This window comes from Actinorhabdospora filicis (assembly GCF_030269765.1).
Taxonomy (GTDB): Bacteria; Actinomycetota; Actinomycetes; order Mycobacteriales; family Micromonosporaceae; genus Actinorhabdospora; species Actinorhabdospora filicis.
Map to the genome: position 1 here is coordinate 878,161 of NZ_BSTX01000002.1, position 24,655 is coordinate 902,815.

Consider the following 24,655-nt stretch of genomic DNA (forward strand, 5'->3'; position numbering starts at 1 on the left):
TCTCCTTTTGATGGGGTCTTGCTGGGGGTTTCTTACCTTTGGTGCACCGCGCCGGGAGGCGCGGGGATCGTGGGGACCGGCAGCAGCGGAAGCCCGACGGGCTCCTCGTGCAGCGCCGATCCGGCGGCCAGCAGCACCCCTGCGGTGCCGGTGGCCAGGTCCGAGGACAGCCTCAGCAGTGCCGTACCGGGGAACGACAGCCCGCCGCCGTAGGGCAGCGCGTGCCAGGCGAGGTCGGCGATGTGGCGGCGGACCCGCGGGTCGTTCCGGTCGCGCAGCGCCAGCCAATGCGCGATGCCGGCGCGGCCGCTGAACAGGCCCGGGAGGATGTACATCCGCGAGGACGAGGCCAGCTCGATGCGGGGGATCGCCGCGGCGAACTCGTCGTCGTGGGCGCGCGCCAGGTACGCGTTGAGCGCGATGCCCAGCCCGGCGCCGCCGACGTCGAGGTAGGGCATGGTGCGCCAGCCCTCGTCGATCTCCATCGAACCGTTGTCGCGGACGGCCGCGCAGCGCAGGTCACCGCGCAGGGCGCGCGCGGCGGCGTCGAGGAACCCGGCGTCGCCGGTGGCGTCGAAGGCCGCCAGCAGTGCCAGCGCCTGACCCGAGCGGCCCCGCATGAGGCCCGCGTAGGGGTTCGTGCCGCCGCTGAGGGTGGCGGTGCCGTCATCGGCGAGAGCGTGCGCGGCGACGAGGTCGGCGGCGCGCAGCCCGGCGTCGCGCAGGCCCGGCTCGCCGGTGCGTTCGGCGGCGTCGAGGAGGTTCAGCGCGACACCCGACAGGCCGGTGGCCAGGTCCGGTCCCAGCGACTCCCAGTCCTCGCCGAGGCAGATCGCCAGGACGTCGAGGGCCGGCTGCCGGTGCCCGAGGACCTCCAGGACGTGCGCGGTCCCGTGCAGCCCATCGTAGAGACCCGGCCGGGTCCCGCCGGGCGGGTTCAGTGCCCGCGACCGCAGCCACTCCTCATATTGCTCGTGGCGGCCGGCGCCGGTGGCGTGCAGGGCGTACAGGACGCCCGCCGCGCCGTTGGCCAGGCCGAGGCCGCCGATGGCGAACTGCTCGGGATCGCCGGGGAACAGCCGGTCGTCGCGCTCGGGGGTCGCGGTGGCCAGAATCGCCTTGGCGAGCGAGTCGCGCAGGCCCGGCCAGTCATCGGGGTCCAGCACCGGCGGCGTCTCGTAGGTGTCCGGGGAGATCACGTCGGCGCCGGCGTCCAGGAACGCCCGGTCCACCGGGAAGCACTCGGCGGCGATGGCGGCGAAGTGCCGCGCCTTCGCCCGGTGCAGCCACAAAAGGTTCGTCATCGGCAGGAACAGCGCCAGCCGCAGGCACGCCAGGGAGTACTCGTCGGCCTCCACGCCCGTCGTCCCGTACGGCGGCGCGAAGCCCTGGTTGCCCAGGCCCGCCCGCACACCGGAGTCGATCTCGGTGGCGACCTCGAAGTCGAGCAGCCGCACCACGCCGTCCTCGGTGACGATCACGTTGAACAGGTGCAGGTCGCCGTAGACCAGGCCGCGCTCGTGGATCGCGTGGATCGTCGCGGCGACCTTGGCGTGCACGTCGGTGGCCCACGCGGTGAAGGCCGCGTAGTCCTCCGGGGTCGCCTTGGCGTCGATCAGCGGGTACTTCATCACCAGCGCCTTGGACAGCACATCGCCCTCGACGAACTCCATCGCCAGGAACTTGTGCTCGCCGACGCCGAACAGGTCGTGGACGCGCGGCACACCCGGGATGCCCGCCAGCCGGGTCAGCACCGCGTGCTCGTGCTCGACCCGCCGGACCGCGTCGTTGCCGTCGGAGTCCAGGCCCGCGTGCGGGCGGCCCTCCTTGAGCACCACGCGCTCGCCGGTGCGGTTGTCGGTGGCCACGTAGATGCCGCCGCCGTTGGAGAAGTGGATGACGCGGTCGATCGCGTAGGGCAGGTCGGTGACCGTGACGGCCTGGCGCGCGGCCATCGCCGGCTGGAGGAAGTCCGGCAGCTCCACCCACGGCGGGGTGTAGAAGACCGGGTCGCGGCGGTCGGGCACCATCGTGCCGTCGGGGGCGGCGATCGCGGGGACCACGTCGCCCTTGTCGTTGACCACGTAGCGGTTGGTGAACGCCCCGTAGCGCACGAACAGCGGGCCCTCGCCCCAGCGCAGGTCGCTGAGGATGTACGGGTTGGGCGTGCCGTCCAGGATCGCGCCGAGCTCGGTGAGGATCGCCTCGCACTCCTGGTCGGAGGCCGGGTAGATCGTCACCAGCTTCCCGGCGTAGCCGCGCGGGGCGTACTTGGAGACCCGGGCCGACAGCGCGGCGCGGGAGCGCAGGAACTTGAAGCCGATGCCCTTGGCGGTGCAGTAGTCCCACACCGCCTCCAGGACCTTCTCGCCGACGTCGAGGGCCGCCGAGGCGTGGATCTTCCAGCCCTGCTCGCGGGCGTGGGTGCGCTCGGGCTGGAAGACGAACCAGTCGTCCTGCTCGTAGCGGCGCCAGCCTTCGGGGAGGGGACGGGCCGCGATGGCGAAGGATTCACCGGCCGTCGACGTCGAGTGCATCGCGTCGTAGAAGACCGGGTCGGCCATGGCGAATGCTTCGTATCGGGCGTCCATGAAGACCATCGTTCCGGTACCGGCCGGTGACGGATAGTGTGCGCTGTCATGTCCCTTTCGTGAGAAACCCACGGCGCTAACGTGCGCGTTAACCGTGCGAAATGGACGCCGTGTCACAGGTGCCTGGTAGAACGGGCGGTGACCCACCTGGAGGTGCCATGAGCGAGCCGGCCGACCTGGCGGCGTCCCCGCGCGATCTGCTGCGCGGCGCCGCCGCCGTCTTCGGCGAGGACGAGATCGCCGCCTGGTGCGGCGACCTGCTCGCCGCCCGCGCCGCCTTCGACGATCCCGAACTGCCCTCCCTGCTGTGGCTGGGCGGGCGCGTGGCCCGCTGGGAGCTGGAACGCGAGGCCGAGCCGGGGGAGGACCGGTACTGGCCGCGCGTGTGGGGCGCGCGCGGGCTGCTGTACGTGTGGCGTCCGCCCGTCGGCGGCGACGTCGTGGCCGGGCTGGGCGATCCGGCCTGGCGGGTGCGGGAGATGTGCGCCAAGGCCGCCGCCCTGCGCGAGCTCGGCGAGGCCGCCGAGGACCTCGCGTACCTCCTCGACGACGGCACGCCCCGCGTGCGCGCCGCCGCCGCGCGCGCCCTGGGCGCGGTGGGAGAGGGCGAGCACGCGCTTGGCCTGCGCGACGCGCTCCTCGATCCCGACGAGGCGGTCCGCGAGGCGGCCTCCCGGGCCCTGGACGTGCTGCGCGAGCGCCTCGACCGGGACGTGTGATCGGCCCTCGCCGCCCCGCCCGGTGTGGGAGCCTGGACGTGAGCCCTTTTTCTCACACGCGCGTGCGGCCCGCCCGCACGGTGCCCGTGCGCGGCAGCGAAACGGAGGTTTCGGCCATGAGCACGGCTCGCGACATGATGCATCCCGGCGCCGACTGCGTGGGCGCCGAACAGACCCTCGCCGAGGCGGCGCGGATGATGGCGGAGCGGCAGGTGGGCTCACTGCCCGTCTGCGGGGCCGACGAACGGCTCCAGGGCATCATCACCGACCGCGACATCGTCACCAAGTGCGTGGCGCTGGGACACGACCCGGGCGACTGCACCGCCGGCGAGCTCGCCACCGGCGACCTGGCCTGGGTGCGCGGCGACGCCGACCAGGCCGAGGTGCTGGAGCTGATGACCCGCCGCGGCGTGCGCCGCGTGCCCGTCATCGACGACCGCCGCCTGGTGGGCATGATCAGCGAGGCCGACCTCGCCCGGCACCTCGACGACGCGGCCCTCACCGGGTTCGTCCACGACATCTACGGGGCGCCGCCGAACAACTGACCCGGCGGGCGCGAGGCCGCCGGGAGACGGGGCTGCGTTCCCGTCCCGGCCTCGACCGGCGCCTCCCGCCGCGCGGGGGCCGGGCGAGTGCCCGGCCCCCGCGCGCCTCAGCGGCTGAGGCCGCGGTACTTGCGCACCGACAGCGGCAGGAACACCGCCGTCAGGACCAGGGGCCACAGCAGCGCCAGCAGCAGCGGATGGGAGGCCGCGAAGGAGTCGCCGCCGAAGCCGGGACCACCGAACAGGTCACGGGCGGCCGCCGCCGTCGCCGACAGCGGATTCCACTCCGCCAGCGCGCCCAGCCAGGCGGGCATGCTCTCGGGCGCGGCGAACACGTTGGACAGGAACGCCAAGGGGTAGACCAGGATCTGCACCGTCGCGGTGCCCTGCGGCCCCTTGATCATCAAGCCGAGGAACACCCCGATCCACAGCATCGCGAACCGCAGCCACAACAGCAGCCCGAACGCCGCCAGCGCGCCCGCCAGACCGTCCTGCCAGCGCCACCCGGACACCGCCGCGCAGGCCACCAGGACCAGCAGGCCCAGCGCCGACTGGATCAGGTCGGCGCAGCAGCGCCCGGCGACCACCGCCACCGCCGACATCGGCATCGAGCGGAACCGGTCGGTGACGCCCTTGGCCGCGTCGGCGCCCATCGCGGTCATGGTGGCCTCGACGCCGAACATCATGGTCATGGCGAACATGCCCGGGATCAGCGCGTCCCGGTAGCCGCCGCCACCCGGGACGGTCATGCCGCCGCCCAGGAGGTAGCCGAACATCAGGAAGAACAGCACCGGGAACAGCAGGCCCACGATGACCGCGAACGGCTGCCGCAGCCAGTGCATCGTCTCGCGGCGGGTGAGGGAGACGGTGTCGGAGACCGCCCATCCGATCGCGCTCATCGTCCGCCTCCGGTCAGTCGCAGGAACACCTCGTCGAGGGTCGGGCGGCGCAGGGCGACGTCCTCGACCGCCAGGCCCGCCTCCTCCAGGTCCCGCACCGCGCCGGTGAGGGCCTTCACCCGGTGCGAGACGGCGACGCTGACGCGCTCGCCGTCGGTGTGCGGCAGGTCGCCGTGCCGCGCCAGGATCCGCGCGGCCTCCTCCGCCTCGCGCGGGTCGGCGACGGTCACTTCGAGGCGGTCGCCACCGACGCGGGCCTTGAGCTCGTCGGGGGAGCCCTCGGCGATGACGCGCCCGCCGTCCAGCACGCTCACGCGCGAGGCGAGCCGGTCGGCCTCGTCGAGGTACTGCGTGGTCAGCAGCACCGAGGTCCCGCCGGAGACCAGGTCGCGCACCGCCGACCACACCTCCTCGCGGCCGCGCGGGTCGAGGCCGGTGGTCGGCTCGTCGAGGAACAGCAGGGCCGGGGACAGGATCAGCGCGCAGGCGATGTCCAGGCGGCGGCGCATCCCGCCGGAGAAGCGCCCGACGGGACGGTCGGCGGCCTCGCCGAGCCCGAAGCGCTCCAGCAGTTCGTCGGCGCGCCGGTGCGCGGCCGGGCGCGAGAGGTGGAACAGCCGCCCGAACAGCCGCAGGTTCTGCCGCGCCGACAGCAGCTCGTCGACGGCGGCGTACTGGCCGACCAGGCCGATGCGCTCGCGGACGCGGGCGGGCTCGCGCGACAGGTCGTGCCCGGCGACCTCGGCGCGCCCGGCGTCGAAGCGCAGGAGGGTGGCCAGGATCCGTACCGCGGTGGTCTTCCCGGCGCCGTTGGGTCCGAGCAGGCCGTGCACGGAACCGTCGGCGACGGTCAGCGAGAAGCCGTCGAGGGCGACGGCGTCCCGGTACTTCTTGACGACGCCCTCGGCGCGCAGGGCGGGGGGTGGGGAGTTCAAGGGGAGCCTCCAGATCGTCGTACGGTGTACGCAGTGTACCGTACGACGTACGAAGATCTAGGATGGACACCGATGAAACCCGACACCTCCACCGCCGTCCGGGGCCTTGAGCTCCTCTGGGGCGCCACCGAACGCCCCAGCCGCGGACCCAAGCAGGGCCTCACCAGCGACGCGGTGGTGCGCGCCGCCATCGAGCTCGCCGACGCCGACGGGCTGGCCGCCCTGTCCATGCGGAAGGTCGCCGAGCGGCTGGGCGTGGGCGCGATGACGCTCTACACCTACGTCCCGGCCAAGGACGAGCTGGTCGCGCTGATGGTCGACGCCGCCCTCGGCGAGCGCCCGGTGCCCGTGGGGGAGGGCTGGCGGGAGCTGCTGGCCTCGGTCGCGCGCGGCCTGTGGGAGCTGTACCTGCGCCACCCGTGGCTGCTGGCGGCGAGCTCCGAGCGCACCCCCATCGGCCCGAACGCGCTGGTCAACTACGAGCGCGAGCTGTCGACGCTGTCGGGCACCGGCCTGGACTCCACCGCGATGGTCTCGGTGATCAGCCTGGTCGCCGGGTACGTCGCGGGCGCGGCGCGCTCGGCGGTGCAGGTCATCGAGGAGGAGCGCCGGACCGGGCAGACCCGCGAGGAGTGGTGGCACCAGACCTCGCCGGTCCTGGACCGGCTCATCGACTACGCCAGCTACCCGACGGTGGTCTCGGTCGCCGACGCCGACTCGCACGCGCACGGCCCGGCGGAGAACTTCGCCTTCGGGCTGGAGCGGGTGCTGGACGGCATCGAGGCGCTCATCGCGACGAGGCGGTAGCGAACCTCTCCTCGTCCTCATTGAGCAGTTGCGCGGCCAGCGCGCGCTTGGCGTTGGTGAACTCGGTGCGGTCGGCGTCGTCGGAGAGGTCCCAGTCGCCCAGGCGGCGGTCGAGCCAGCGCTGCCAGGCGGCGACGAGCTTGTCCACCTCGTACTGGCCCAGGACGGTCAGGTCGAGGTCGTCGCCGTCGATGCGCACGTACCCGTCGGCGGCGACGCCGATGTAGGCCGGGCGCAGGATCTCCGGCAGCAGCCGGTGCGAGGCGGCGATCGCCGAGAGGTTCGCCTGCCCGTAGGCGGTGCCCCGCAGGTGCACCTGGGTGAGCAGCCAGGCCTGCGCGGGGGAGAGGGACGTGTCGGCGTCGGCGAGGATCGTCTCGGCCACCGCGCCCCGGTCCTCGCTGATGACCCCGGCCACGGCCCGCTCCAGGCGGCGGCGCTCGTCGGCGGAGTCGGGCGCGGCGAAGCCCTCGCCCATGTCGGTGGCGGCGGCGCGGGCGGTGTCGCGCAGCGGGAGCTCCTTGAGGAAGAAGGACACCACGAAGCCCAGCAGCGCGATCGGCACGACCCAGAAGAAGACGTAGTTGATGGTGTCGGAGTAGGCGGCGATGACGTGCACCGTCTGGGCGGCGGGCAGCTCGTGCAGCGCCGTCGGGCTGGCCACCGCCTGCGGGTTGACCCCCGGCGACTGCGCGAAGGCGGCGGCCAGCTCGGGGGAGAGCTTGTTGGTGAACAGGGTGCCGAAGATCGCCGTCCCGAACGCGCTGCCCAGGGTCCGGAAGAACGTCACGCCCGAGGTCGCCGAGCCCATCTCCTTGTAGGGCACGGTGTTCTGCACCGCGATGGTCAGGACCTGCATCGCCAGCCCGATGCCCAGGCCGAGGACGAACATGTACAGCGACTCCAGCCACACCGACGTCCCCGGGCCCATCGTGGACATCAGGTACAGCCCCAGGGCCATCACCGCGGTGCCGATGATCGGGAAGATCTTGTAGCGGCCGGTGCGGCTGACCACCGTCCCGGAGAAGATCGAGGTGCCCATGAGGCCCACGACCAGCGGGAGGGTCCGCACGCCCGAGGCGGTGGCGGTGACGCCGTCGACGTACTGGAGGTAGGTGGGCAGGTAGGTCATCGCGCCCAGCATCGCGAAGCCGACGATGAAGCTGAGGATGGAGCTGACGGTGAAGACCGGGTTGGCGAACAGGTGCATCGGGATGATCGGCTCCCTCGCGCGGAACTCCGCCCACACGAAGGCCGCCAGCAGCACCACCGCCGCCACGAACATGCCGATGACCTCGACGGACTTCCACGGGTAGGTGTCGCCGCCCCACTCCAGGCCCAGGATCAGCGCCGAGGAGCCGCCGGCGACCAGGATCAGGCCCAGGTAGTCGATCGAGGGATGCCCGTGCTTCTTGACCGCCGGGATCGTGCGCGCCGCCAGCAGCACCATCACCACCGCGATCGGCAGGTTGATGTAGAAGCACCACCGCCAGCTCAGGTGGTCGGTGAACAGCCCGCCGATGGTGGGCCCGATGACGGTGGTGACGCCGAAGACCGCGCCGATGGCGCCCTGGTACTTGCCGCGCTCGCGCAGCGGGATCACGTCGGCGATGAGCGCCATGGACGTCACCATCAGGCCGCCGGCGCCCAGGCCCTGCACCGCGCGCGAGACGACCAGGAAGGACATGTCCCAGGCGAGCCCGGCGGCCATCGAGCCGAGCACGAAGACGATGCCGCTCAACTGGAAGATGATCTTGCGGCTGAACAGGTCGCCGAACTTGCCGACCACCGCCGCCGAGACCGTCTCGGCCAGCAGGTACGCGGTCACGACCCAGGCCATCTGGCCGGGGTCGTTCAGGTCGGCCACGATCGTCGGCAGCGCCGTGGCCACGATCGTGGAGTCCAGGGCCGCCATCAGCATGCCCAGCACGATCGTGAAGAACACGACCCGGGTGCGTGCCTGCGTCAGGGCGGGAGCCGCGCCGGGCGGGCTCGTGGTGTCCGTCGCCATCCCCGTCTCCTCACTGGTGGTAACGGGACGCTAACACCGTGATGGGACCCGTGAGGCCCGAGCGAAAGATGTGATCGACTCTCACGTGGACCGCCCGATAGCCTGACCGCGATGACCACCTATGACGAGCTCGACGGCCCCGCGCACGCCCACACCGCGCGGCTGTGCCTGCGGCGTCCCGCCCCCGGCGACCACACCGCCATGCACGAGATCCACGCCGACCCGCGCACCAACGAGCACAACCCGGGCGGACCCGCCGGGGACCCCCACGAGACCCGCGCGTGGCTCGACGGCTGGATCGCCGAATGGGACGAGCACGGCCTGGGCTACTGGTCGGTCCGCGAGACCTGCGAGGGCGAGGTCATCGGCCTCACCGGCGTCCGCCGCGCCGACATCGGCGGCCTCGCCTCCTACAACCTGGCCTACCGCTTCCGGCCCGAGACCTGGGGACGCGGCTACGCCCAGGAGGCCGCCGACGCCGCCGTCACCGCCGCCGCGCGCGCCGACCCCGCCCGCCGCGTGGCGGCCGTCCTGCGGCCGAGCAACGCGCCCTCCCGCAAGATCGCGCTGCGGGCCGGGCTGAGCTACGCCGGAATGGTCGACCACCACGGGGAACCGGCCGAGCTGTACGTCGGCGGCTGAGGAGCCGGTCCCGTGTGGACGCCCGGCCTCACCCCCGCAACGATTCGGCCGCGGAAACCCCGCCCGCCCACCGGTTCCCCCATCCTGGACGCATGTTCTTCCGGATCGCCGGGCAGGCCGTCATGGTCCTGCACTTCCTCGTCCTGGCCTTCCTCGCCCTCGGCGGCTTTCTCGCCTGGCGCTGGCCGCGCGTGTGGTTCGCCCACCTCGCCATGGCCTGCTGGGGCCTGGCCGCCATCGCCTTCCCGGTGATCTGCCCGCTCACCCACCTGGAGGACGCCTTCCGGCACAAGGCCGGTGACGCCGGCCTGCGACCCGGCGGGTTCATCGACACCTACATCGAAGGCGTCGTCTACCCCGAGCGCGACACCGTCCTGGTCCGCTGGCTCGTCGCCGCCGTCGTCACCGTCTCCTGGGCCGGTGTCCTCTATCTCCACATTCGCCGCCGCCGCAAGCGCGGTGTCGCACCCGCCGCCTAGGGTGATCGGCATGCCCGACTGGACCGGCTACCGCGCCGCCCTCGCCGCCGACTTCGCACTCCTGCGCGACGCCGGCGAGGACCCCACCGCGACCGTGCCCACCTGCCCCGGCTGGACCCTGGACGACCTGCGCCGCCACGTCGCGCACGTCTACCTCCACAAGGTCGCCGGAATGGACCCGGCCGGGCCGCCCGAGACATGGCCGCCCGACCTGTCCGGCGAGGCCACCGGGCCACTGCTCGACCGGTCCTACGCCGCCCTCACCGCCGACTTCGAGCGCCTCACCCCCGAGACCGCCACGCCCACCTGGTACGAGCCCGACCAGACCGTCGGCTTCTGGATCCGCCGCATGGCCCTGGAGACCGCCGTCCACCGCGCCGACGCCGAACTCGCCGCCGGGACGCCCGTCACCCCCGTCGGCGACGCCCTCGCCCTCGACGGCGCCGACGAGGTCCTGCGGATCATGCTCGCCTGGGGCTCGGTCAAGTACGAGGAGTTCCGCGAGGCCGACCTGCCCACGATCGAGGTCCGCTCCGGCGGCCGCTCCTGGTTCGTGCGGCCCACCACCCGGGGCGTCGTCATCGACGAGGACGGCGAGGCCGCCACCACCGTCGAGGCCGCCCCCGCCGACATGCTGATGTGGCTGTGGCGGCGCGCCGGCGACGAGGTCCTCACCGTCACCGGCGACCCCGCCGGCGTCGCGGTCCTGCGCGGGCTCATGAAGGACGCGACCGAATAGCCGAGGCGCGGGCGCGGCCACCGCGTCCACCATGGACGCGGAGGTCGTGCCCGTGACCGTTCGTTTCTCCTCCGGCCCCGCCCGCAAGGCCGCGCAACTCGTGCTCGGCGTGCTCGTGGCGCCCGCCGCGCTCGCCTGGCTCTTCTATCGAGCGGCGGTGATGATGTCGGCCAACGCGCAGGAGGGCATGGGGGTCCTGTCGGCCTTCATGACCGGCGCGTCGGCCATCGGGGCGTCGATCCTCATCACGATCGTCATGGTCGGCAGCAGCGTGCGCCTCGACGGGACGGTGGTGACCGCGCGGGTGCTGCTGCGCCGGCGGCGCGCCGACATCGCCACCGCCCGCGCCGTCTGGTTCGGGCAGGGCTTCGGGCCCGAGCCCGGGCTTGAGCGCGGTGACGCCAGGGGCATGCTCGCCGGGCGCCGCCGGGTGTTCCGGCCGCACCTGATCGTCCTGCCCGCCGACTCCCCGCGCGTCCTGCGCGTGCCGCTGACCACCACCTTCGGCGCGCAGCCGCAGGAGCGCCTGGAGGCCCTGGCGGCGGCCGTGGCGGCCGCCCCGAAACCACCCAACGCCGCCTTCGCCGCCGAGCAGCTGCGCACCTGGCGGGCGGTGCGGCGGCCCGTCTGAACGACACGGGTGTCGTTCCTCGGTACGGTATGCACATGGCCAGCACGACGCGCAAGAAGACCGCCGCGAAGCGGTCCACCCCCGCGCGCCGCGCCCCCGCACGGCGCCCGGCCAAGAAGACCGCCAAGCCCAAGGCGACCATCCCGGGCCCCCTCGAAGTGCTCGTGAAGGGCCTCGGGGCGCTCTGGACGGGCATCGCCCGCTCACTGGGCTGGGCGGCCCGCTCGGTCGCCAAGGGCGCGGCCAGCGCGCGCGACCTCGACCACGCGCACCGGCGCGACGGCCTGGGGCTGCTGCTGGTCGGTTTCGCGCTGATCCTCGCGGTGGGCGTGTGGTTCCACACCGCCGGATTCGTCGGGGAGGCCCTGGAGAAGACCGTGCGCTGGCTGGCCGGTGGCGCCGCCATCGTCCTGCCGGTCGTGCTCGTCCTGGGGGCCGTGCGCGTGTTCCGGCACTCCTTCGGCGAGGAGGCCAAGGGCCGCGCGATCGTCGGCTGGATCTCCATCTGGCTGGCCACCATCGGCGTCCTGCACCTGGCCGGGGGCAGCCCCACCACGCTCGGCGGGCAGCTGCACGCCGGTGGCGCCATCGGGCGCGTGGTCGGCGGCGCGCTGGCCAAGGCGCTCTCGCCCTACGTGGCGGTGCCGATGCTGGTGCTGCTGGGGGTCTTCGGGCTGCTGGTGGTCACCGCCACCCCGATCAACCAGATCCCCGAGCGGATCCGCCGCCTGTTCTCCCTGGCCACCGGCAGGCCCGCCGCGCCCGTTGAGACCGGGGAGGACACCGGCGAGGAGCCCGTCAAGGCCCCCCGCGCCTCCCGCAGGCGCCGCAAGCCCGTCGACCTCAACGCGCTGCCCCTCGATGAGGACCCGGTCGACCCCGACCCGATACTGCCCGTCGCCGAGGAGGACAAGGCTCCGCCGGTCCCGGACGCCCGCCGCCCACCCGAGCACGGCGAGCCGCCGCGCAAGGCCGTCCAGCCGCCGCTGCCCGAGGGCGACTACCGGCTCCCGCCGCTGGACCTGCTCAAGAAGGGCGCGCCGCCCAAGACCCGCAGCAAGGCCAACGACGTGGTGATCAACGCACTCCACGAGGTCTTCGAGCAGTTCGCCGTCGACGCCGCCGTCACCGGCTTCACCCGCGGCCCGACGGTCACCCGCTACGAGGTCGAGCTCGGCCCGGCGGTCAAGGTCGAGAAGGTCATCCAGCTCTCCCGCAACATCTCCTACGCCGTCAAGAGCCCCGACGTGCGCATCATCAGCCCCATCCCGGGCAAGAGCGCCGTCGGCGTGGAGATCCCCAACACCGACCGCGAGGACGTGGCCCTCGGCGACGTGCTGCGCTCGGCGACCGCGCAGGCCGACTCCCACCCGATGGTGGTGGCCCTCGGCAAGGACATCGAGGGCGGCTTCGTCCTGGCGAACCTGGCCAAGATGCCGCACATGCTCATCGCCGGGGCCACCGGCTCGGGCAAGTCCAGCTGCATCAACTCCGTGCTGGGCTCGATCATCGCGCGCGCCACCCCCGACGAGGTCCGGATGCTGCTCATCGACCCCAAGCGGGTCGAGCTGACCGCCTACGAGGGCATCCCGCACCTGGTGACGCCGATCGTGACCAACCCCAAGAAGGCCTCCGACGCCCTCCAGTGGGTGGTCAAGGAGATGGACGCCCGCTACGACGACCTGTCGGCCAACGGCGTCCGCCACATCGACGACTTCAACCGCAAGGTCCGCAACGGGCAGATCAAGCCCCAGCCGGGCAGCGAGCGCGTCTACCGGCCCTACCCCTACCTGCTGGTCATCGTCGACGAGCTGGCCGACCTGATGATGGTCGCGCCCCGCGACGTCGAGGACGCCATCGTGCGCATCACCCAGCTCGCCCGCGCCGCCGGCATCCACCTGGTGCTGGCCACGCAGCGGCCCTCGGTGGACGTGGTGACCGGCCTGATCAAGGCCAACGTGCCCTCCCGCCTGGCGTTCTCCACCTCCTCGCTGGCCGACTCGCGCGTCATCCTCGACCAGCCGGGCGCCGAGAAGCTCATCGGGCGCGGCGACGGGCTGTTCCTGCCCATGGGCGCCAGCAAGACCCAGCGCATCCAGGGCTCCTGGGTCGGCGACGCCGAGATCGCCCACCTGGTGGAGTTCGCCAAGAAGCAGCGCGAGCCGGAGTTCCGCGAGGACGTCGCGGTGGCCGCCGAGGGGCCGCGCAAGGACATCGACCCCGACATCGGCGAGGACATGGACCTCCTCCTCCAGGCCACCGAGCTGGTGGTGACCAGCCAGTTCGGCTCGACCTCGATGCTCCAGCGCAAGCTGCGCGTCGGCTTCGCCAAGGCCGGGCGGCTGATGGACCTCATGGAGACCCACGGCGTGGTCGGCCCCTCCGAGGGCTCCAAGGCCCGCGACGTGCTGGTCAAGCCCGAGGAACTGGCCGGGGTGCTCACCTCCATCAAGGGCGGGTGAGGGTTACCCGCCCGTGACCTGAGGCTGTCAGGGCATGTCAGGTATCGCGGCCTACGGTGACGGAGGTCGTGGTCCACAGTGGATCGCGACCTCCCACTGAGAGGAACCCGCGTGAGACTTCTCGGCTCGCTCGCCGACCGCGTCCTGTCCCTCGTCTCGCCGCCCGCCAAGGCCGCGGCGGGCTGCTACCCCGACTACGACTGCTACTACGACAGCGCTTGTGCCAGCGGCCGCGTCTTCGGCTACTTCCGGGGCAACTGCCAGTTCGTGAGCCTGTACTGCTGCAACTGACCCGATCGCATACCGGTCCGCATACGGGGGCGGTGCGGCCGGGAGCGGTTCTCTAGCCTCGGTGAACGGGACCGTGTGCGCGTCCACGGGGGACGCCCGAGGGCGGTCCCGTTCGGAGGTCGCTCCATGAAGACTCTCACCGGCCGCCTGGCCGACCGGCTCCTCGCGGCCTTAGCGCCGCCGAAGCGGGCGCGCGCCGCCTGCCCGCCCGAGCCGGGCTGCTACACCAACTCCAACTGCCGGAGCAGGAAGCGCCACGGCTACACCAGCGGCGACTGCGTGTTCCACTGGCAGGCCTGCTGCTGAACCGGGCGCGGGCGGGGCGTCCCCGGGCGCCCCGCCCGCATCGCCACAGCACACCCGAGCGCACACGCGCCACGCCGCGCCGCCCCACCGGGCGGCGATCGCTCCTAGCCTCGGAACACGGGACGGCCGAAGCGTCCACGGGGGACGCCCGGCGAGCCGTCCCGCCTGGAGGCACCCAGATGACGACTCCGACCACGCGCCTCGCCGACCGCCTGCTGTGCTCCCTCGTGCCGCCGGCGACGGCCGGGGCGTCCTGCCGTCCCGACGAGTTCTGCGTCGCCGACGCCTCGTGCAAGGACACCGGGCACCGCACCTACATCTTCACCGGCCGCTGCACACACCTGTGGGGCGCCTGCTGCGTCCCGCAGGGCTGAGGCCCGGCACAGAGCGGCGCCCGGACTCCGGGCGCCGTTTTCGCGCCCGCCTCACCGCACACGCCCCGCCTCACATGATCCTCACCGCGGTATCGCGGCTCCGGGCCCCTGCGGCGGTGGCGCACCGGTGGGCTCGGGGAACGCCCCACCTGCGCGATCCTCGCCCTCCGCATATCAGACCGCATATGCCCGCGCGGCCCTTGCCGCCCTCTCGGGCGGCCTCTTAGCCTCGGAACCAGGACGGCCCACCCGTCCACAGTGGAGAGCGCTCCGCACGGCCCACCCGCGCGGAGCGGGCGTCCGCGCCCGAGCAAGGAGGAACACCGATGAAGGCGACCATGGGTCGTATGACCGACCGCGTCCTGAGCCTGTTCGCCCCGCCCGCCAAGGCGACGGCGTCGTCTCTGGTCGTGTGGAAGGACTGCATCAACAACACCAGCTGCGGCCGCTACGGCAACCGCTGGCTGATCTATAACGCCGACGGCACCACCCGCTGGGGCTCTTGCTGCACCCCGATGTAGCCGGCACCGTCATGGACGGCGCCTCGCGCGCCGTCCATGACGGACACCGCCCCCGGGCGGAAGATGGGCACGTGACCGACAAGATCCAGCACGGCGAACTCGTCCGCGACCGCATCCCCGAGATCATCGCCGCCGCCGCCGCCGGCCACCCCGCCGACGTGCGCGTCCTGGGCCCCGAGGAGATGGTCCCGGCCCTGCCGGACACACTCCGCGAGGAGACCGAGGAGCCGGCGCGCGCCGCGCCCGGCGAGCTTGCCGACGTCCACGAGGTCCTCACCGCGCTCACCGCCGCCTTCGGTTTCAGCCCCCGGGAGGTCGCCGAGGCCGCCGCGGGCAAACGCGCCGAGCGTGGCGGGTTCACCCGGGGCCTGTGGCCGGCCATGCCCGGCGGTAGCTGACACGACCTGTCGCATACGGCGCCTAAGGTGTCGACCATGACGCTCACCCAGGTCGCCCGCGACTACGCCCACGTCCCCAAGCACGCCCGCGCCACCGGCGTCCTGCCCGGCACCGCGCTCAAGTGGTACGAGATGGCCCCGCCCGGCGCGGTCTTCACCCCCGAGCAGACCGAGCTGGCGCAGAAGACCGTCCTGGGCCTCGACGTCACCGGGGAGCTCGGCTTCGTCATCCACCACCGTTGCGGCGCCGGTCACCTGCTGCTGACTTGCACGTGGCGTGAGAACAACGAGCTGTGGGAGACCGTCCACGAGGACTCCACGGGGGAGTACCGGCCCGTCGAGCGCGCCGGGCACCTGCCGACCTACTGCGTGTGGGAGATGGGCGTGGTCGCCTTCGAGGCCCGGGCCTGGACGCGGTACCTGACCTCGGCGCGCGAAGAGGCCGATCGGGCGGGGTATCTGGCCGCCCGTTTCGAAGGCGAGGTGTGATCACCTCTCAAGATCGCCCGGCGGATAAAATGCGGCCGTGACCGACACCGTGATCCGCACCGAGCGACTCACCCTCCGCCCGTTCACCGTCGTCTGCGCGCAGGCCATGGTCGACGGGAACCCCGGCGACGCCGACTGGGCGCCCGGCTGGCCCGCGCCCGACGACGTCGACGTGGCCAAGATGTACCTGGGCAACCCCGCCGCCGACGACCTGGGCCGCAGCTTCGGGCCCTACGAGATCGTGTGGACCGAGACCGGCACCGTCATCGGCGGCATCGGCCTGTTCGGCCCGCCCGACGAGTCGGGCACCACCGAGGTCGGCTACGGCGTCGCCGCGAGCTTCCAGGGACGCGGCATCGCCACCGAGGCCGTCCTCGGCGTGGTCACCGGACTGGCCGGAGTGGCCGGTCTCACCACTGTGATCGCCAGCACCGATCACGACAACATCGCCAGCCAGAAGGTGCTCACCAAGGCCGGATTCGGCTACACGCACCAGGACGAGCAGAAGCTGTATTACACGCGATCGCTCGGCTGACCGATCGTCCGTCACAGGCGACCGATAGGCTCTTGGGGTGTCCGTACCAGCAACACGCCGTGTCGCGCTCCTGACCCTGGGCTGCGCGCGCAATGAAGTCGACTCCGAGGAACTGGCCGCCCGGCTCGCCGCCGACGGCTGGGAGCTGACCGACGACTCCGACCAGGCCGACGTCGTCATGGTCAACACCTGCGGGTTCGTCGAGGCCGCCAAGCAGGAGTCGGTCGACACCCTGCTCGCCGCCGCCGACACCGGCGCGAAGGTGGTGGCCGCCGGTTGCATGGCCGAGCGGTACGGCAACCAGCTCGCCGAGAGCCTCCCCGAGGCCGACGCGGTGCTCAGCTTCGACGACTACCCGGAGATCTCGGCGCGCCTCCAGGCCATCCTGAACGGCGCCAGCCCCGACGCCCACGTCCCGCGCGACCGCCGGGAGCTGCTGCCGATCACTCCGGTGGCGCGACCGGCGGCCGCGGCGATCGTCCCCGGGCACGGCGACCGCGACGCCGAGGGCCTCCCGGCGCACCTGAAGGTGCTCCGCAAGCGCCTCACCGGCGGTCCCGTCGCGCACGTGAAGATCGCCTCCGGCTGCGACCGGCGCTGCACCTTCTGCGCGATCCCGTCCTTCCGGGGCGCCTTCGTCTCCCGCCGTCCCGAGGACATCCTGGCCGAGGCGGCCTGGCTGGCCTCCGAGGGCGTCGGCGAGATCAGCCTGGTGAGCGAGAACACCACCTCCTACGGCAAGGACCTCGGCGAGCAGGGCCTGCTGGACCGGCTCATCCGCGACCTGGCCGCCATCGACGGCGTCGAGCGCGTCCGGGCGTCCTACCTCCAGCCCGCCGAGTTGCGGCCGAGCCTGGTGAAGACCATCGCGGCCACGCCCGGCGTGGCCCCCTACTTCGACCTGTCCTTCCAGCACGCCAGCGAGAGCGTGCTGCGCCGGATGCGCCGCTTCGGCTCGGTGGAGTCCTTCCTCCAGCTGTGCGAGCAGATCCGCGGCTTCGCCCCCGAGGCCGGTATCCGCACCAACGTCATCGTCGGCTTCCCCGGCGAGACCGAGGAGGAGTTCGGCGAGCTCCTGGAGTTCCTCACCGAGGCCCGCCTGGACGCCGTGGGCGTCTTCGGCTACAGCGATGAGGACGGCACCGAGGCGGCGAACCTGCCCGGCAAGCTCGACGAGGACGTCATCGCCGAGCGCGTGGAGATCGTCTCCGAGCTCGTCGACGACATCGCCGCCCAGCGCGCCGCCGACCGCATCGGGCAGGAGGTCCGCGTCCTGGTCGAGCTCATCGAGGAGGACGAGGACGGCGAGACGGTCATCGAGGGCCGCGCCGCCCACCAGGCCCCCGAGGTCGACGGCACCACCACCCTCGTCGGCGACGTGGACGGGCTCAAGCCCGGCGACTTCGTCACCGCCACCGTCGTCGACAGCCTCGGCGTCGACATCGTGGCGAAGGTGGAGACGTCGGCGCATGAATGAGGCCCGGCCGCGGCGCGTCGTCCCGGTCGTCAACCCGGCCAACGCGATCACCGCGCTGCGCCTGGTGCTGATCCCGGTCTTCGTCATGTTCGTCGCGCTGTCGGGCTTCGTCCACGACGGATGGCGCCTGGCCGCCTGCGGGGTCTTCCTGGTCGCCTCGGCCACCGACTGGCTCGACGGGTACCTGGCGCGCGCCAACGACTGGGTGACGCCGTTCGGCAAGATCGCCGACCCGATCGCCGACAAGGCCCTCACCGGCACCGCGCTGGTCCTGCTGTCGGGCTACCACCTGGTGCCCTGGTGGGTGACCTTGGTCATCCTCGTGCGGGAAATCGGAATCACGCTGATGCGATTCTGGGTTATCCGCTACGGCGTCATCGCGGCCAGTCGCGGCGGCAAGGTCAAGACGGTGCTCCAGATCGGGGCCATCGCCTGGTACCTGTTCCCGTGGCCGGAGTCCATGGCGGCGGTCGGGCCGTGGCTCATGGGAGCCGCCCTGGTCGTCACCATCGTGACCGGCGCCGATTACGTCGTCAGGGTCATCGCGCTGCGCCGGAAGGGGCGGCGCGCCGCCGAAGGGAGCACCGGAGCGTGAGCGTCGCCGCCGTGGTCGAGACCCTCGCGAGCCGTGCCCAGACCGTGGCCACCGCGGAGTCCCTCACCGGCGGCCTGCTGGCCGCCGAGCTGGTGAGCGTGCCCGGCGTCAGCGCCGTCTTCCGCGGCGGCGTGGTCGCCTACGACCCCGAGGTCAAGACGACCATGGCCGACGTGCCCGCCGCGGTGATCGCCGAGTTCGGCGTGGTCTCCGAGGAGGTCGCCGCCGCCCTGGCCACCGGCGCCCGGACCCGCATCGGCGCCGACTGGGGCCTGGGCACCACCGGCGTGGCGGGCCCCGGTCCGCACGACGGCGTCCCGGCCGGTACGGTGTGCCTGGGCGTGGCCGGACCTTACGGGCGGGTTCGCACCGCCTCGTTCCTTTTCTCCGGATCCCGCGAGCGGATCCGGCGCCACGCCGTCGACGCGGCGTTGCGGCTGCTCAGTGAAGAGCTCTCCGCCCCGGGAGCGGCACGTGCGTGCTGATCGCGTGAACGCGCGGTACCGTGGCGGGCAATCCGGGGTAACCGACCTCAGTGAAGGGGGCAGGCGATGGTGCTTCTTCGTCGGATCATCGGCGAGGCGCTGCGGAACCGCCGGCGGGCGCAGAAGCGCACGCTGCGCGACGTGTCCACCGCCGCGAACGTGAGCCTGGGCTACCTCTCCGAGATCGAGCGCGGCCACAAGGAGGCCTCCTCGGAACTCCTCGCCGCGATCTGCCACGCCCTCGACACGCGCCTGTCCGACGTGCTCGGCGAGGTCAGCCGCACCGTCGCCGGCGTCGAGGACGCCCAGCGCCTCGACAAGCTCCGCGAGGTCCGCCGCGCGCGGCTGTCCCCGGTGCGCTCTGATGCCATCGTGACGGCCCTGCGACCGCGCAATGCCGCGACTCGCGTCACACACCCGCCGCAGCGCCGCGAGCGCCACGCGTCCCCCGAAGCGCGCGTGGCCGCGTAATCTACTGGTCGGACGGGCCCGAGAGATAGAGGCCGGGCGATTTTGTGGAGTGGCGAGTGCCTGACACCATAGACGTACTACGAATACGTGTTGGGAAGCCGCAGGGAGGACCGCGATATGGCGAATCCGTTCGCTAAGGGCTGGAAGTACCTCATGGCGCTGTTCGGTGCGAAGATCGACCAGTACGCCGATCCGAAGGTACAGATCCAGCAGGCGATCGAGGAGTCGCAGCGTCAGCATCAGGCGCTCGTGCAGCAGGCCGCCGCGGTCATCGGCAACCAGCGCCAGCTGGAGATGAAGCTGTCGCGCACGATGAGCGACGTCGAGAAGCTCCAGGCCTCGGCCCGCCAGGCCCTGGTGCTCGCCGACAAGTCGCGCGCGCAGGGCGATGAGGAAGAGGCCCAGAAGTACGAGCAGACGGCGCAGACCTTCGCCGCGCAGCTGGTGACCGCCGAGCAGTCGATGGAGGACCTCAAGACCCTCCACGACCAGGCCATCGGCGCCGCCCAGCAGGCCAAGAAGGCCGTCGAGAACAACGCGATGATGCTCCAGCAGAAGCTGGCCGAGCGCACCAAGCTGCTCTCGCAGCTGGAGCAGGCCAAGATGCAGGAGACCATCGCCAACTCGCTGGAGTCGATGTCGGCGCTGGCCGCGCCGAAGAACGTGCCCTCGCTCGACGAGGTCCGCGACAAGATCGAGCAGCGTTACGCCACCGCGATGGGCCGCGCCGAACTGGCGCAGAACTCCGTGGAGGGCCGCATGCTGGAGGTGCAGAAGTCCACGCTGGACATGGCCGGTTCGGCGCGCCTGGAGCAGATCCGCGCCAGCCTGTCCGGGGACAAGCTCGCCCCGGCGGTCGGCGCCGGTCCCGCCGCGGACACCGGCCCCAGCGCCAGCGTCTCGCGACTGGACGAGATCCGCGCCAGCATCCAGAAGGACAAGGACGCCTCGACCGGCTGACCGCCCCTGAGCACGGAAGGCGGCGACGCCGATGGTCATGGATCCCCGACGGCAGGGCTTCACCGGCCTCGGCCAGCCGTACAAGAAACTACGGCGCAGGTTGCGCGCGGCGCGCCGCTGGACGGTCCTGTCCGGACTGTTCGGCGGCGCCACGGCCGTCCTGGTGCCCTACGCCGGTCTCGGCGGCCCGGACGCGATCTGGGCCGCGCTGACCGGCGCCTCCATCGGCATGGCCGCCCTGCGCTGGTTCGACTACCGGCACCTGTCCAAGGCCATGCCGGCCGAGACCGCCCGCCTGGCCCAGCACGGCGTCTACACCCTCGCCGGGGAACTCAACAACATCGGCGAGGCCGCCGCCGGCGTCCTGCACCGCAAGCGCACCGAGACCCAGTTCCGGCGCTCGGCCGCCCGCGGGCCCTACGAGCGCCTCGAAGCCGCCGACCGCGCCTACCGCGGGCTCGTCGCCCGCCTGGAGGGCCCCGCCCGCGAGGCCGTCGACGAGGTCGACGACGTCGCCGAGCAGCTGCGCGGCCTGGCCCACCAGGTCCGCGGCGTGGAACGCTCCATCGACGTCGCCCGCGGACCCCAGCGCCACAACCTCATCGAGGCCCACCGCCAGCTCGTCGGGCGCCTGGAGTCCGGGGTGGCCGCCTACGAGTCCATGGTCGCCGGAGCCGCCCAGATCGTCGCCGAGAGCGCCGCCATGGGACCCGTCGTGCCCGGCGGTGAGGACCTCACCGTCCGCCGCCTCACCGACGCCGCCGACCGGCTCAAGGGATTCGCCGACGGCCTGGGTGAGATGCGCGACATGCACAATGGCATGAATCCCACTCTCCCTCCACAGTGACTCCTCCGGCGCGAGGGCACGCCCGCGCGCCGGGAGTAGCCTCGCGCGGGTGAAGATCTTCGCCGTCAGCGGCAGCCTCCGTCCACAGTCGACCGTGACCGCGCTGCTGCGCGCCGCCACCGCGCTGGCCCCCGGCGACTGGGACATCGAGATCTACCCGAGCCTGGGCGCCCTCCCGCACTTCGACCCCGCCATCGACCCCGACGACGCCCCAGAGGTCGTGGCCGCGTTCCGCGCCAAGGTCGAGGAGGCCGGCGCGTTCGTGGTCGCCAGCCCCGAGTACGCCGCCGGGATGCCCGGCGTGCTCAAGAACGCCCTGGAGTGGCTGGTGGGCAGCGGCGAGGTCTACGACAAGCCCACCGCCGTGCTCACCGCGTCCCCGAGCCCCTCGGGGGCGGCCCGCTCCCGCGCCTGGATCGTGGAGACCCTCACCATCATGACCGCCAACCTGCGCGAGGACGCCGTGCTCGGCGTGCCCATGGTGCGCTCGGTCATGGACGGCGAGACGGTCACCGACGCTCAAACGCGCGAGCGGCTGACCGCGATGTGGGCCGCGCTGGCCGCCGATGCCCCCGAGGCGCCCGGCGTCGAGGGCGGCTGGCGCGTCTAGACCGGTTCGGCACCCGCCCGGTGGCGGCCGCGAGAAGAGTTCACCCGGCGGCGCGCACGCGCACCACGTCACCCGGGGCGACGCTCAGGACGGCCGCCGCGCTGCCGCCGTTGACCGTGATCGCCGCCCGCCCGGCGGAATCGCCCAGCACCACCAGGCCACCGGTGGGGGCGGTGGCGAAGACGTCGCCGCGCGAGGCGTCCCAGCCGTTGACCGTGAGCTTCTCGCCCAGCTCGTCCAGCAGCGACGGGGACGCGGCCAGCTGGACGTTGCCGAAGCGGTCGACGGTGAGCACCTCGGCGTCCACGCCGTCGTCGACCGCGGTCACCCGCGGCTCGGGCAGCCGCACCAGGTCGCCGATCCGCAGCGGATCGCCCAGGTCGGTGAGCGCGACACCACCGGCGACGTGCGCGGCGACCGGCGCGAAGACGTCGCGGCCGTGGAAGGTGCGCGAGACCGGGTGGCGGTGCCAGGCGTCATTGGACAGCGCGATCGCCTGCGTCACCCCGCCCAGCGCCTCGGCCGCCCAGACCAGCAGCCCGTTGTCCGGCCCGATCAGCACGCCCCGGGGCGTGGCCAGCGCCAGCGGATGCCGGACGGTGCCGACGCCGGGGTCGACCACGCCGACGTGGACGCCTCCGGCGGGCAGGTACGGCAGCGACTGCGCCAGCACGTGCGCGCCGCGCCGGACGTCGCCGGGCGGGACCTCGTGGGTCACGTCGATGACGCGCGCGGTGGGCGCGATCCCGGCGATCACGCCGTGGCAGACGCCCGCGAAGCCGTCGGCGAGCCCGTAGTCGGTGGTAAGGGAGATGACAGGGTCCACATGGATCACTCTGTCACAGCTATCGTCGCCGGATGGGGGATGGACCGACCGGTAACCTGCGGGCCAACATCTCCGCCTGGTACGGCGAGGCCGGGCGGCGCTGGCTGGCCGGCCTGCCCGACTCGGTGGCCGCCTACGCGCGACGCTGGGGCCTCAAGCCCGTCGGCGCCCCGTTCCCCGGGGGCAACATCTCCCACGTGGTCCCCGTGCGGCGCTTCGACGGCACCGCCTCGGCGCTCAAGCTGTTCATCCCCGACGCCGAGAACGCCGCCGAGGCGACCGCGCTGCACCACTACGACGGCGACGGCGCGGTCCGCTTACTGGAGCACGACCCGGCCGGGGCGATGCTGATCGAGCGCGCCGAGCCCGGCCACGCCCTCGTCGACGAGCCCGACCGGGTGGGCGCGGTCGCCATCGCCGCGGCGATCCTGCGGCGCCTGTGGCGCGTGCCCGGCACCACCCCACCCGGCTTCGCCGACTACCCGCGCGTACCGGACGTGACCCGCGCCTGGCGGGCCGGCCTGGCCGCCTCGCGGTGCCTGCCCGCCGCGCTGGCCGGGCGCGCGGCGGCCACGGCCGGTGAGCTGACCGTCCCCGACGGCCCCGAAGGACTGGTCAACCGCGACCCGCACCTGGGCAACTTCGTGGCCGCCGAGCGCGCCCCGTGGCTGCTGATCGACCCCAAGCCGCTCATCGGCGAGCGCGCCTTCGACGCCGGATGGCTCATCGCCCGCCAGCTCGCCGACCGCCCCGACGCGGGCACGGTCACCGAGCTCGTGGAGGCGGTCGCCGACGGGCTGTGCGTGGCGCGCGAGCGCGCCGCCGCCTGGGCCCTGGTGCGGGCCTCGGCGACGGCGCATTGGACGATCGCGACCGGTGACGGGGAGACGGCCTTCTCGCGGGGCTTCCGGGCGGCGGCGGTCCTGCTGGCCGACGCGGCGGCCTCCCGCCGCGATGTCCCTCACCCCTAAGCACAAAAAGGGGCCGTTTTTTGACATGTGCCCGGGGCACAGTCGGGGCACACCCGGGCACAGCTCGCGAAAGCCCAGGTCAGGCGGCCGCGCCGACCCGGTGGATCGGGTCGGAGACCGGCAGGCCCTCGACGCCCTCGGCGCGCAGGGCGCCGATCACCAGGCAGCGGTGCAGCGTCCCGTAGTGCAGCAGGTGCGCCACGGAGCCGCCGTAGGTGAAGGTGCGCGCCGGTTCGCAGGTGGCGTCGATGAAGGTCTCCCCGGAGCGGCCGCCCTCCAGCGCGGTGCGGGCGAGCCCGCGCCACTCCGGCCCGGCCTTGCCGTAGCGCTCGGCGAGCGCCGAGATCGAGTCGCCGCCCTCGGCCGGGGCCGGGCGGGCGCTCATCGCCGCGATCCAGCGCTCGGTGGAGCCCACCAGGTGCGCCAGCAGCTCACGGAGCGTGGTGTCGCCGGAGCTGTAGTCGACGGCGTAGGGGACCGGCCGGTCGAGGGCCTCGGCCGACAGCGGCCGCGCCTTCTCCAGGAGCTCGCCGACGAGGGTGACGTGCTGGTCGATGAGGTCGGTGACGATGGACATGGGATCTCCTTCGGTGGCGGGCAGGCGGACGCCGCCCGGTGGGTGGAAGTGGATGCCGCTGGGGGCCTCGATGCGGAAGCGCGGGTCGCGGGCGAGCCGGTGGCGGCTGGGCGCGCGGCCGAAGGCACGGTCGAAGGCGCGGGTGAACGCCTCCAGCGAGCCGTATCCGGCGTCGAAGGCGATGACGGTGACCGGCCGGTCGGTGGTGGCCAGGGTGTGCGCGGCGCGCTCCAGCAGGAGGCGCCGCCGGAACGCGCCGGGGGGTTCGCCGAGGGCGGCGGTGGCCAGGCGGTCGAAGTGGTGGCGGCTGAGGTGGGCGCGGGCGGCCAGGTCCTCGCCGGTGAGGCCCGGGTCGTCCAGGCAGGCCGTCACCGCGTCGAGGAGCCGGGCGAGGCGGTCGGTTTCCGTCATGGGTCGATCCTCGCGCCCCGGCGGGTTTCGCGCCTGATCGTGTTCGCCGTT

At 72.9% G+C, this 24,655-nt stretch carries 29 protein-coding genes; 23 read left to right on the forward strand and 6 right to left on the reverse strand.

The window, feature by feature from the left end:
* Window positions 1-32: 32 nt before the first annotated feature.
* A complete protein-coding gene (lanKC, locus tag QSK10_RS16885; protein ID WP_285663785.1) occupies window positions 33-2,591 on the reverse strand; it encodes a class III lanthionine synthetase LanKC in 2,559 nt (852 codons plus the stop codon).
* 158 nt (window positions 2,592-2,749) lie between these two features.
* Here lanKC and QSK10_RS16890 point away from each other — a divergent pair, with 158 nt between their 5' ends.
* Window positions 2,750-3,310, forward strand: a complete 561-nt coding sequence (locus QSK10_RS16890) for a HEAT repeat domain-containing protein (RefSeq protein ID WP_285663786.1) — start codon at window positions 2,750-2,752, stop codon at window positions 3,308-3,310.
* A gap of 116 nt (window positions 3,311-3,426) precedes the next feature.
* Window positions 3,427-3,855 carry a CBS domain-containing protein gene (locus QSK10_RS16895; RefSeq protein ID WP_285663787.1) on the forward strand — a complete coding sequence of 143 codons (429 nt, stop codon included), beginning with the start codon at window positions 3,427-3,429 and terminating at the stop codon, window positions 3,853-3,855.
* Between the two features lie 107 nt (window positions 3,856-3,962).
* Here the strand turns inward: QSK10_RS16895 and QSK10_RS16900 are convergent, their stop codons facing one another.
* Entirely contained in the window at window positions 3,963-4,754 is a 792-nt protein-coding gene (locus QSK10_RS16900; RefSeq protein ID WP_285663788.1) for an ABC transporter permease, read from the reverse strand.
* Complete coding sequence (locus QSK10_RS16905; RefSeq protein ID WP_285663789.1) at window positions 4,751-5,689, reverse strand: ATP-binding cassette domain-containing protein; 939 nt, start codon at window positions 5,687-5,689, stop codon at window positions 4,751-4,753. The genes QSK10_RS16900 and QSK10_RS16905 overlap by 4 nt, the downstream gene beginning before the upstream one ends.
* A gap of 72 nt (window positions 5,690-5,761) precedes the next feature.
* Between QSK10_RS16905 and QSK10_RS16910 the strand changes: the two genes are divergently transcribed.
* The gene (locus tag QSK10_RS16910) at window positions 5,762-6,496 is read left to right on the forward strand and encodes a TetR/AcrR family transcriptional regulator (RefSeq protein WP_285663790.1); all 735 of its coding nucleotides are present in this window, start codon (window positions 5,762-5,764) and stop codon (window positions 6,494-6,496) included.
* Here the strand turns inward: QSK10_RS16910 and QSK10_RS16915 are convergent.
* Complete coding sequence (locus QSK10_RS16915) at window positions 6,477-8,507, reverse strand: MDR family MFS transporter (protein WP_285663791.1); 2,031 nt, start codon at window positions 8,505-8,507, stop codon at window positions 6,477-6,479. The two genes, QSK10_RS16910 and QSK10_RS16915, sit on opposite strands and share 20 nt — an antisense overlap.
* 111 nt (window positions 8,508-8,618) lie before the next feature.
* Between QSK10_RS16915 and QSK10_RS16920 the strand changes: the two genes are divergently transcribed.
* From QSK10_RS16920 to QSK10_RS17010, 19 genes are all read left to right on the forward strand, one after another.
* Entirely contained in the window at window positions 8,619-9,149 is a 531-nt protein-coding gene (locus tag QSK10_RS16920; protein WP_285663792.1) for a GNAT family N-acetyltransferase, read from the forward strand.
* A gap of 92 nt (window positions 9,150-9,241) precedes the next feature.
* Window positions 9,242-9,628 (forward strand): DUF2784 domain-containing protein, encoded by a 387-nt coding sequence (locus QSK10_RS16925; RefSeq protein WP_285663793.1) that lies wholly within the window; start codon window positions 9,242-9,244, stop codon window positions 9,626-9,628.
* 10 nt (window positions 9,629-9,638) lie between these two features.
* The gene (locus QSK10_RS16930; protein WP_285663794.1) at window positions 9,639-10,367 is read left to right on the forward strand and encodes a maleylpyruvate isomerase family mycothiol-dependent enzyme; all 729 of its coding nucleotides are present in this window, start codon (window positions 9,639-9,641) and stop codon (window positions 10,365-10,367) included.
* A 52-nt stretch (window positions 10,368-10,419) separates the two neighbouring features.
* Window positions 10,420-10,998: a hypothetical protein gene (locus QSK10_RS16935; RefSeq protein ID WP_285663795.1), complete on the forward strand. Its 579-nt coding sequence runs from the start codon at window positions 10,420-10,422 to the stop codon at window positions 10,996-10,998.
* Window positions 10,999-11,033: 35 nt separating this feature from the next.
* A complete protein-coding gene (locus QSK10_RS16940; RefSeq protein WP_285663796.1) occupies window positions 11,034-13,460 on the forward strand; it encodes an FtsK/SpoIIIE family DNA translocase in 2,427 nt (808 codons plus the stop codon).
* Between the two features lie 111 nt (window positions 13,461-13,571).
* Entirely contained in the window at window positions 13,572-13,751 is a 180-nt protein-coding gene (locus QSK10_RS16945; protein WP_285663797.1) for a hypothetical protein, read from the forward strand.
* Between the two features lie 126 nt (window positions 13,752-13,877).
* Window positions 13,878-14,057 (forward strand): hypothetical protein, encoded by a 180-nt coding sequence (locus tag QSK10_RS16950; protein WP_285663798.1) that lies wholly within the window; start codon window positions 13,878-13,880, stop codon window positions 14,055-14,057.
* 179 nt (window positions 14,058-14,236) lie between these two features.
* On the forward strand, window positions 14,237-14,431 hold the full coding sequence (locus QSK10_RS16955) for a hypothetical protein (RefSeq protein WP_285663799.1): 195 nt from the start codon (window positions 14,237-14,239) through the stop codon (window positions 14,429-14,431).
* 326 nt (window positions 14,432-14,757) lie between these two features.
* Window positions 14,758-14,952 carry a hypothetical protein gene (locus QSK10_RS16960; protein WP_285663800.1) on the forward strand — a complete coding sequence of 65 codons (195 nt, stop codon included), beginning with the start codon at window positions 14,758-14,760 and terminating at the stop codon, window positions 14,950-14,952.
* 71 nt (window positions 14,953-15,023) lie between these two features.
* On the forward strand, window positions 15,024-15,350 hold the full coding sequence (locus QSK10_RS16965) for a nucleoside triphosphate pyrophosphohydrolase (protein WP_285663801.1): 327 nt from the start codon (window positions 15,024-15,026) through the stop codon (window positions 15,348-15,350).
* 36 nt (window positions 15,351-15,386) lie between these two features.
* Window positions 15,387-15,839, forward strand: a complete 453-nt coding sequence (locus QSK10_RS16970; RefSeq protein WP_285663802.1) for a hypothetical protein — start codon at window positions 15,387-15,389, stop codon at window positions 15,837-15,839.
* Between the two features lie 37 nt (window positions 15,840-15,876).
* A complete protein-coding gene (locus QSK10_RS16975; RefSeq protein ID WP_285663803.1) occupies window positions 15,877-16,374 on the forward strand; it encodes a GNAT family N-acetyltransferase in 498 nt (165 codons plus the stop codon).
* 37 nt (window positions 16,375-16,411) lie between these two features.
* The gene (rimO, locus tag QSK10_RS16980; RefSeq protein WP_285663804.1) at window positions 16,412-17,851 is read left to right on the forward strand and encodes a 30S ribosomal protein S12 methylthiotransferase RimO; all 1,440 of its coding nucleotides are present in this window, start codon (window positions 16,412-16,414) and stop codon (window positions 17,849-17,851) included.
* Window positions 17,844-18,446, forward strand: a complete 603-nt coding sequence (gene pgsA, locus QSK10_RS16985) for a CDP-diacylglycerol--glycerol-3-phosphate 3-phosphatidyltransferase (RefSeq protein ID WP_285663805.1) — start codon at window positions 17,844-17,846, stop codon at window positions 18,444-18,446. The genes rimO and pgsA overlap by 8 nt, the downstream gene beginning before the upstream one ends.
* Window positions 18,443-18,931: a CinA family protein gene (locus QSK10_RS16990; protein ID WP_285663806.1), complete on the forward strand. Its 489-nt coding sequence runs from the start codon at window positions 18,443-18,445 to the stop codon at window positions 18,929-18,931. Before pgsA ends, QSK10_RS16990 begins: the two co-directional genes overlap by 4 nt.
* A gap of 66 nt (window positions 18,932-18,997) precedes the next feature.
* The gene (locus tag QSK10_RS34305) at window positions 18,998-19,402 is read left to right on the forward strand and encodes a helix-turn-helix domain-containing protein (protein WP_432705335.1); all 405 of its coding nucleotides are present in this window, start codon (window positions 18,998-19,000) and stop codon (window positions 19,400-19,402) included.
* Between the two features lie 117 nt (window positions 19,403-19,519).
* A complete protein-coding gene (locus QSK10_RS17000; protein WP_285663807.1) occupies window positions 19,520-20,362 on the forward strand; it encodes a PspA/IM30 family protein in 843 nt (280 codons plus the stop codon).
* Window positions 20,363-20,399: 37 nt separating this feature from the next.
* Window positions 20,400-21,209, forward strand: coding sequence for a phage shock envelope stress response protein PspM (gene pspM, locus QSK10_RS17005; protein WP_285663808.1), 810 nt, complete (start codon window positions 20,400-20,402; stop codon window positions 21,207-21,209).
* A gap of 49 nt (window positions 21,210-21,258) precedes the next feature.
* A complete protein-coding gene (locus tag QSK10_RS17010; protein WP_285663809.1) occupies window positions 21,259-21,819 on the forward strand; it encodes an NADPH-dependent FMN reductase in 561 nt (186 codons plus the stop codon).
* 40 nt (window positions 21,820-21,859) lie between these two features.
* Here QSK10_RS17010 and QSK10_RS17015 read toward each other — a convergent pair whose 3' ends face one another.
* Entirely contained in the window at window positions 21,860-22,645 is a 786-nt protein-coding gene (locus QSK10_RS17015) for an SAM hydrolase/SAM-dependent halogenase family protein (RefSeq protein WP_432705336.1), read from the reverse strand.
* Between the two features lie 32 nt (window positions 22,646-22,677).
* Here QSK10_RS17015 and QSK10_RS17020 point away from each other — a divergent pair, with 32 nt between their 5' ends.
* The gene (locus QSK10_RS17020) at window positions 22,678-23,616 is read left to right on the forward strand and encodes an aminoglycoside phosphotransferase family protein (RefSeq protein ID WP_285663810.1); all 939 of its coding nucleotides are present in this window, start codon (window positions 22,678-22,680) and stop codon (window positions 23,614-23,616) included.
* A gap of 79 nt (window positions 23,617-23,695) precedes the next feature.
* Here QSK10_RS17020 and QSK10_RS17025 read toward each other — a convergent pair whose 3' ends face one another.
* Complete coding sequence (locus QSK10_RS17025) at window positions 23,696-24,604, reverse strand: helix-turn-helix domain-containing protein (RefSeq protein WP_285663811.1); 909 nt, start codon at window positions 24,602-24,604, stop codon at window positions 23,696-23,698.
* Window positions 24,605-24,655: the final 51 nt, after the last annotated feature.

What these genes read in the sequence shown, in the direction of transcription:
- lanKC (WP_285663785.1), bottom strand. Translation starts at nt 2,591, where the DNA reads ATGGACGCCCGATACGAAGCATTCGCCATGGCCGACCCGGTCTTCTAC.
- QSK10_RS16890 (WP_285663786.1), top strand. Translation starts at nt 2,750, where the DNA reads ATGAGCGAGCCGGCCGACCTGGCGGCGTCCCCGCGCGATCTGCTGCGC.
- QSK10_RS16895 (WP_285663787.1), top strand. Translation starts at nt 3,427, where the DNA reads ATGAGCACGGCTCGCGACATGATGCATCCCGGCGCCGACTGCGTGGGC.
- QSK10_RS16900 (WP_285663788.1), bottom strand. Translation starts at nt 4,754, where the DNA reads ATGAGCGCGATCGGATGGGCGGTCTCCGACACCGTCTCCCTCACCCGC.
- QSK10_RS16910 (WP_285663790.1), top strand. Translation starts at nt 5,762, where the DNA reads ATGAAACCCGACACCTCCACCGCCGTCCGGGGCCTTGAGCTCCTCTGG.
- QSK10_RS16915 (WP_285663791.1), bottom strand. Translation starts at nt 8,507, where the DNA reads ATGGCGACGGACACCACGAGCCCGCCCGGCGCGGCTCCCGCCCTGACG.
- QSK10_RS16920 (WP_285663792.1), top strand. Translation starts at nt 8,619, where the DNA reads ATGACCACCTATGACGAGCTCGACGGCCCCGCGCACGCCCACACCGCG.
- QSK10_RS16925 (WP_285663793.1), top strand. Translation starts at nt 9,242, where the DNA reads ATGTTCTTCCGGATCGCCGGGCAGGCCGTCATGGTCCTGCACTTCCTC.
- QSK10_RS16930 (WP_285663794.1), top strand. Translation starts at nt 9,639, where the DNA reads ATGCCCGACTGGACCGGCTACCGCGCCGCCCTCGCCGCCGACTTCGCA.
- QSK10_RS16940 (WP_285663796.1), top strand. Translation starts at nt 11,034, where the DNA reads ATGGCCAGCACGACGCGCAAGAAGACCGCCGCGAAGCGGTCCACCCCC.
- QSK10_RS16950 (WP_285663798.1), top strand. Translation starts at nt 13,878, where the DNA reads ATGAAGACTCTCACCGGCCGCCTGGCCGACCGGCTCCTCGCGGCCTTA.
- QSK10_RS16955 (WP_285663799.1), top strand. Translation starts at nt 14,237, where the DNA reads ATGACGACTCCGACCACGCGCCTCGCCGACCGCCTGCTGTGCTCCCTC.
- QSK10_RS16960 (WP_285663800.1), top strand. Translation starts at nt 14,758, where the DNA reads ATGAAGGCGACCATGGGTCGTATGACCGACCGCGTCCTGAGCCTGTTC.
- QSK10_RS16970 (WP_285663802.1), top strand. Translation starts at nt 15,387, where the DNA reads ATGACGCTCACCCAGGTCGCCCGCGACTACGCCCACGTCCCCAAGCAC.
- pgsA (WP_285663805.1), top strand. Translation starts at nt 17,844, where the DNA reads ATGAATGAGGCCCGGCCGCGGCGCGTCGTCCCGGTCGTCAACCCGGCC.
- QSK10_RS34305 (WP_432705335.1), top strand. Translation starts at nt 18,998, where the DNA reads ATGGTGCTTCTTCGTCGGATCATCGGCGAGGCGCTGCGGAACCGCCGG.
- QSK10_RS17000 (WP_285663807.1), top strand. Translation starts at nt 19,520, where the DNA reads ATGGCGAATCCGTTCGCTAAGGGCTGGAAGTACCTCATGGCGCTGTTC.
- pspM (WP_285663808.1), top strand. Translation starts at nt 20,400, where the DNA reads ATGGATCCCCGACGGCAGGGCTTCACCGGCCTCGGCCAGCCGTACAAG.
- QSK10_RS17020 (WP_285663810.1), top strand. Translation starts at nt 22,678, where the DNA reads ATGGGGGATGGACCGACCGGTAACCTGCGGGCCAACATCTCCGCCTGG.
- QSK10_RS17025 (WP_285663811.1), bottom strand. Translation starts at nt 24,604, where the DNA reads ATGACGGAAACCGACCGCCTCGCCCGGCTCCTCGACGCGGTGACGGCC.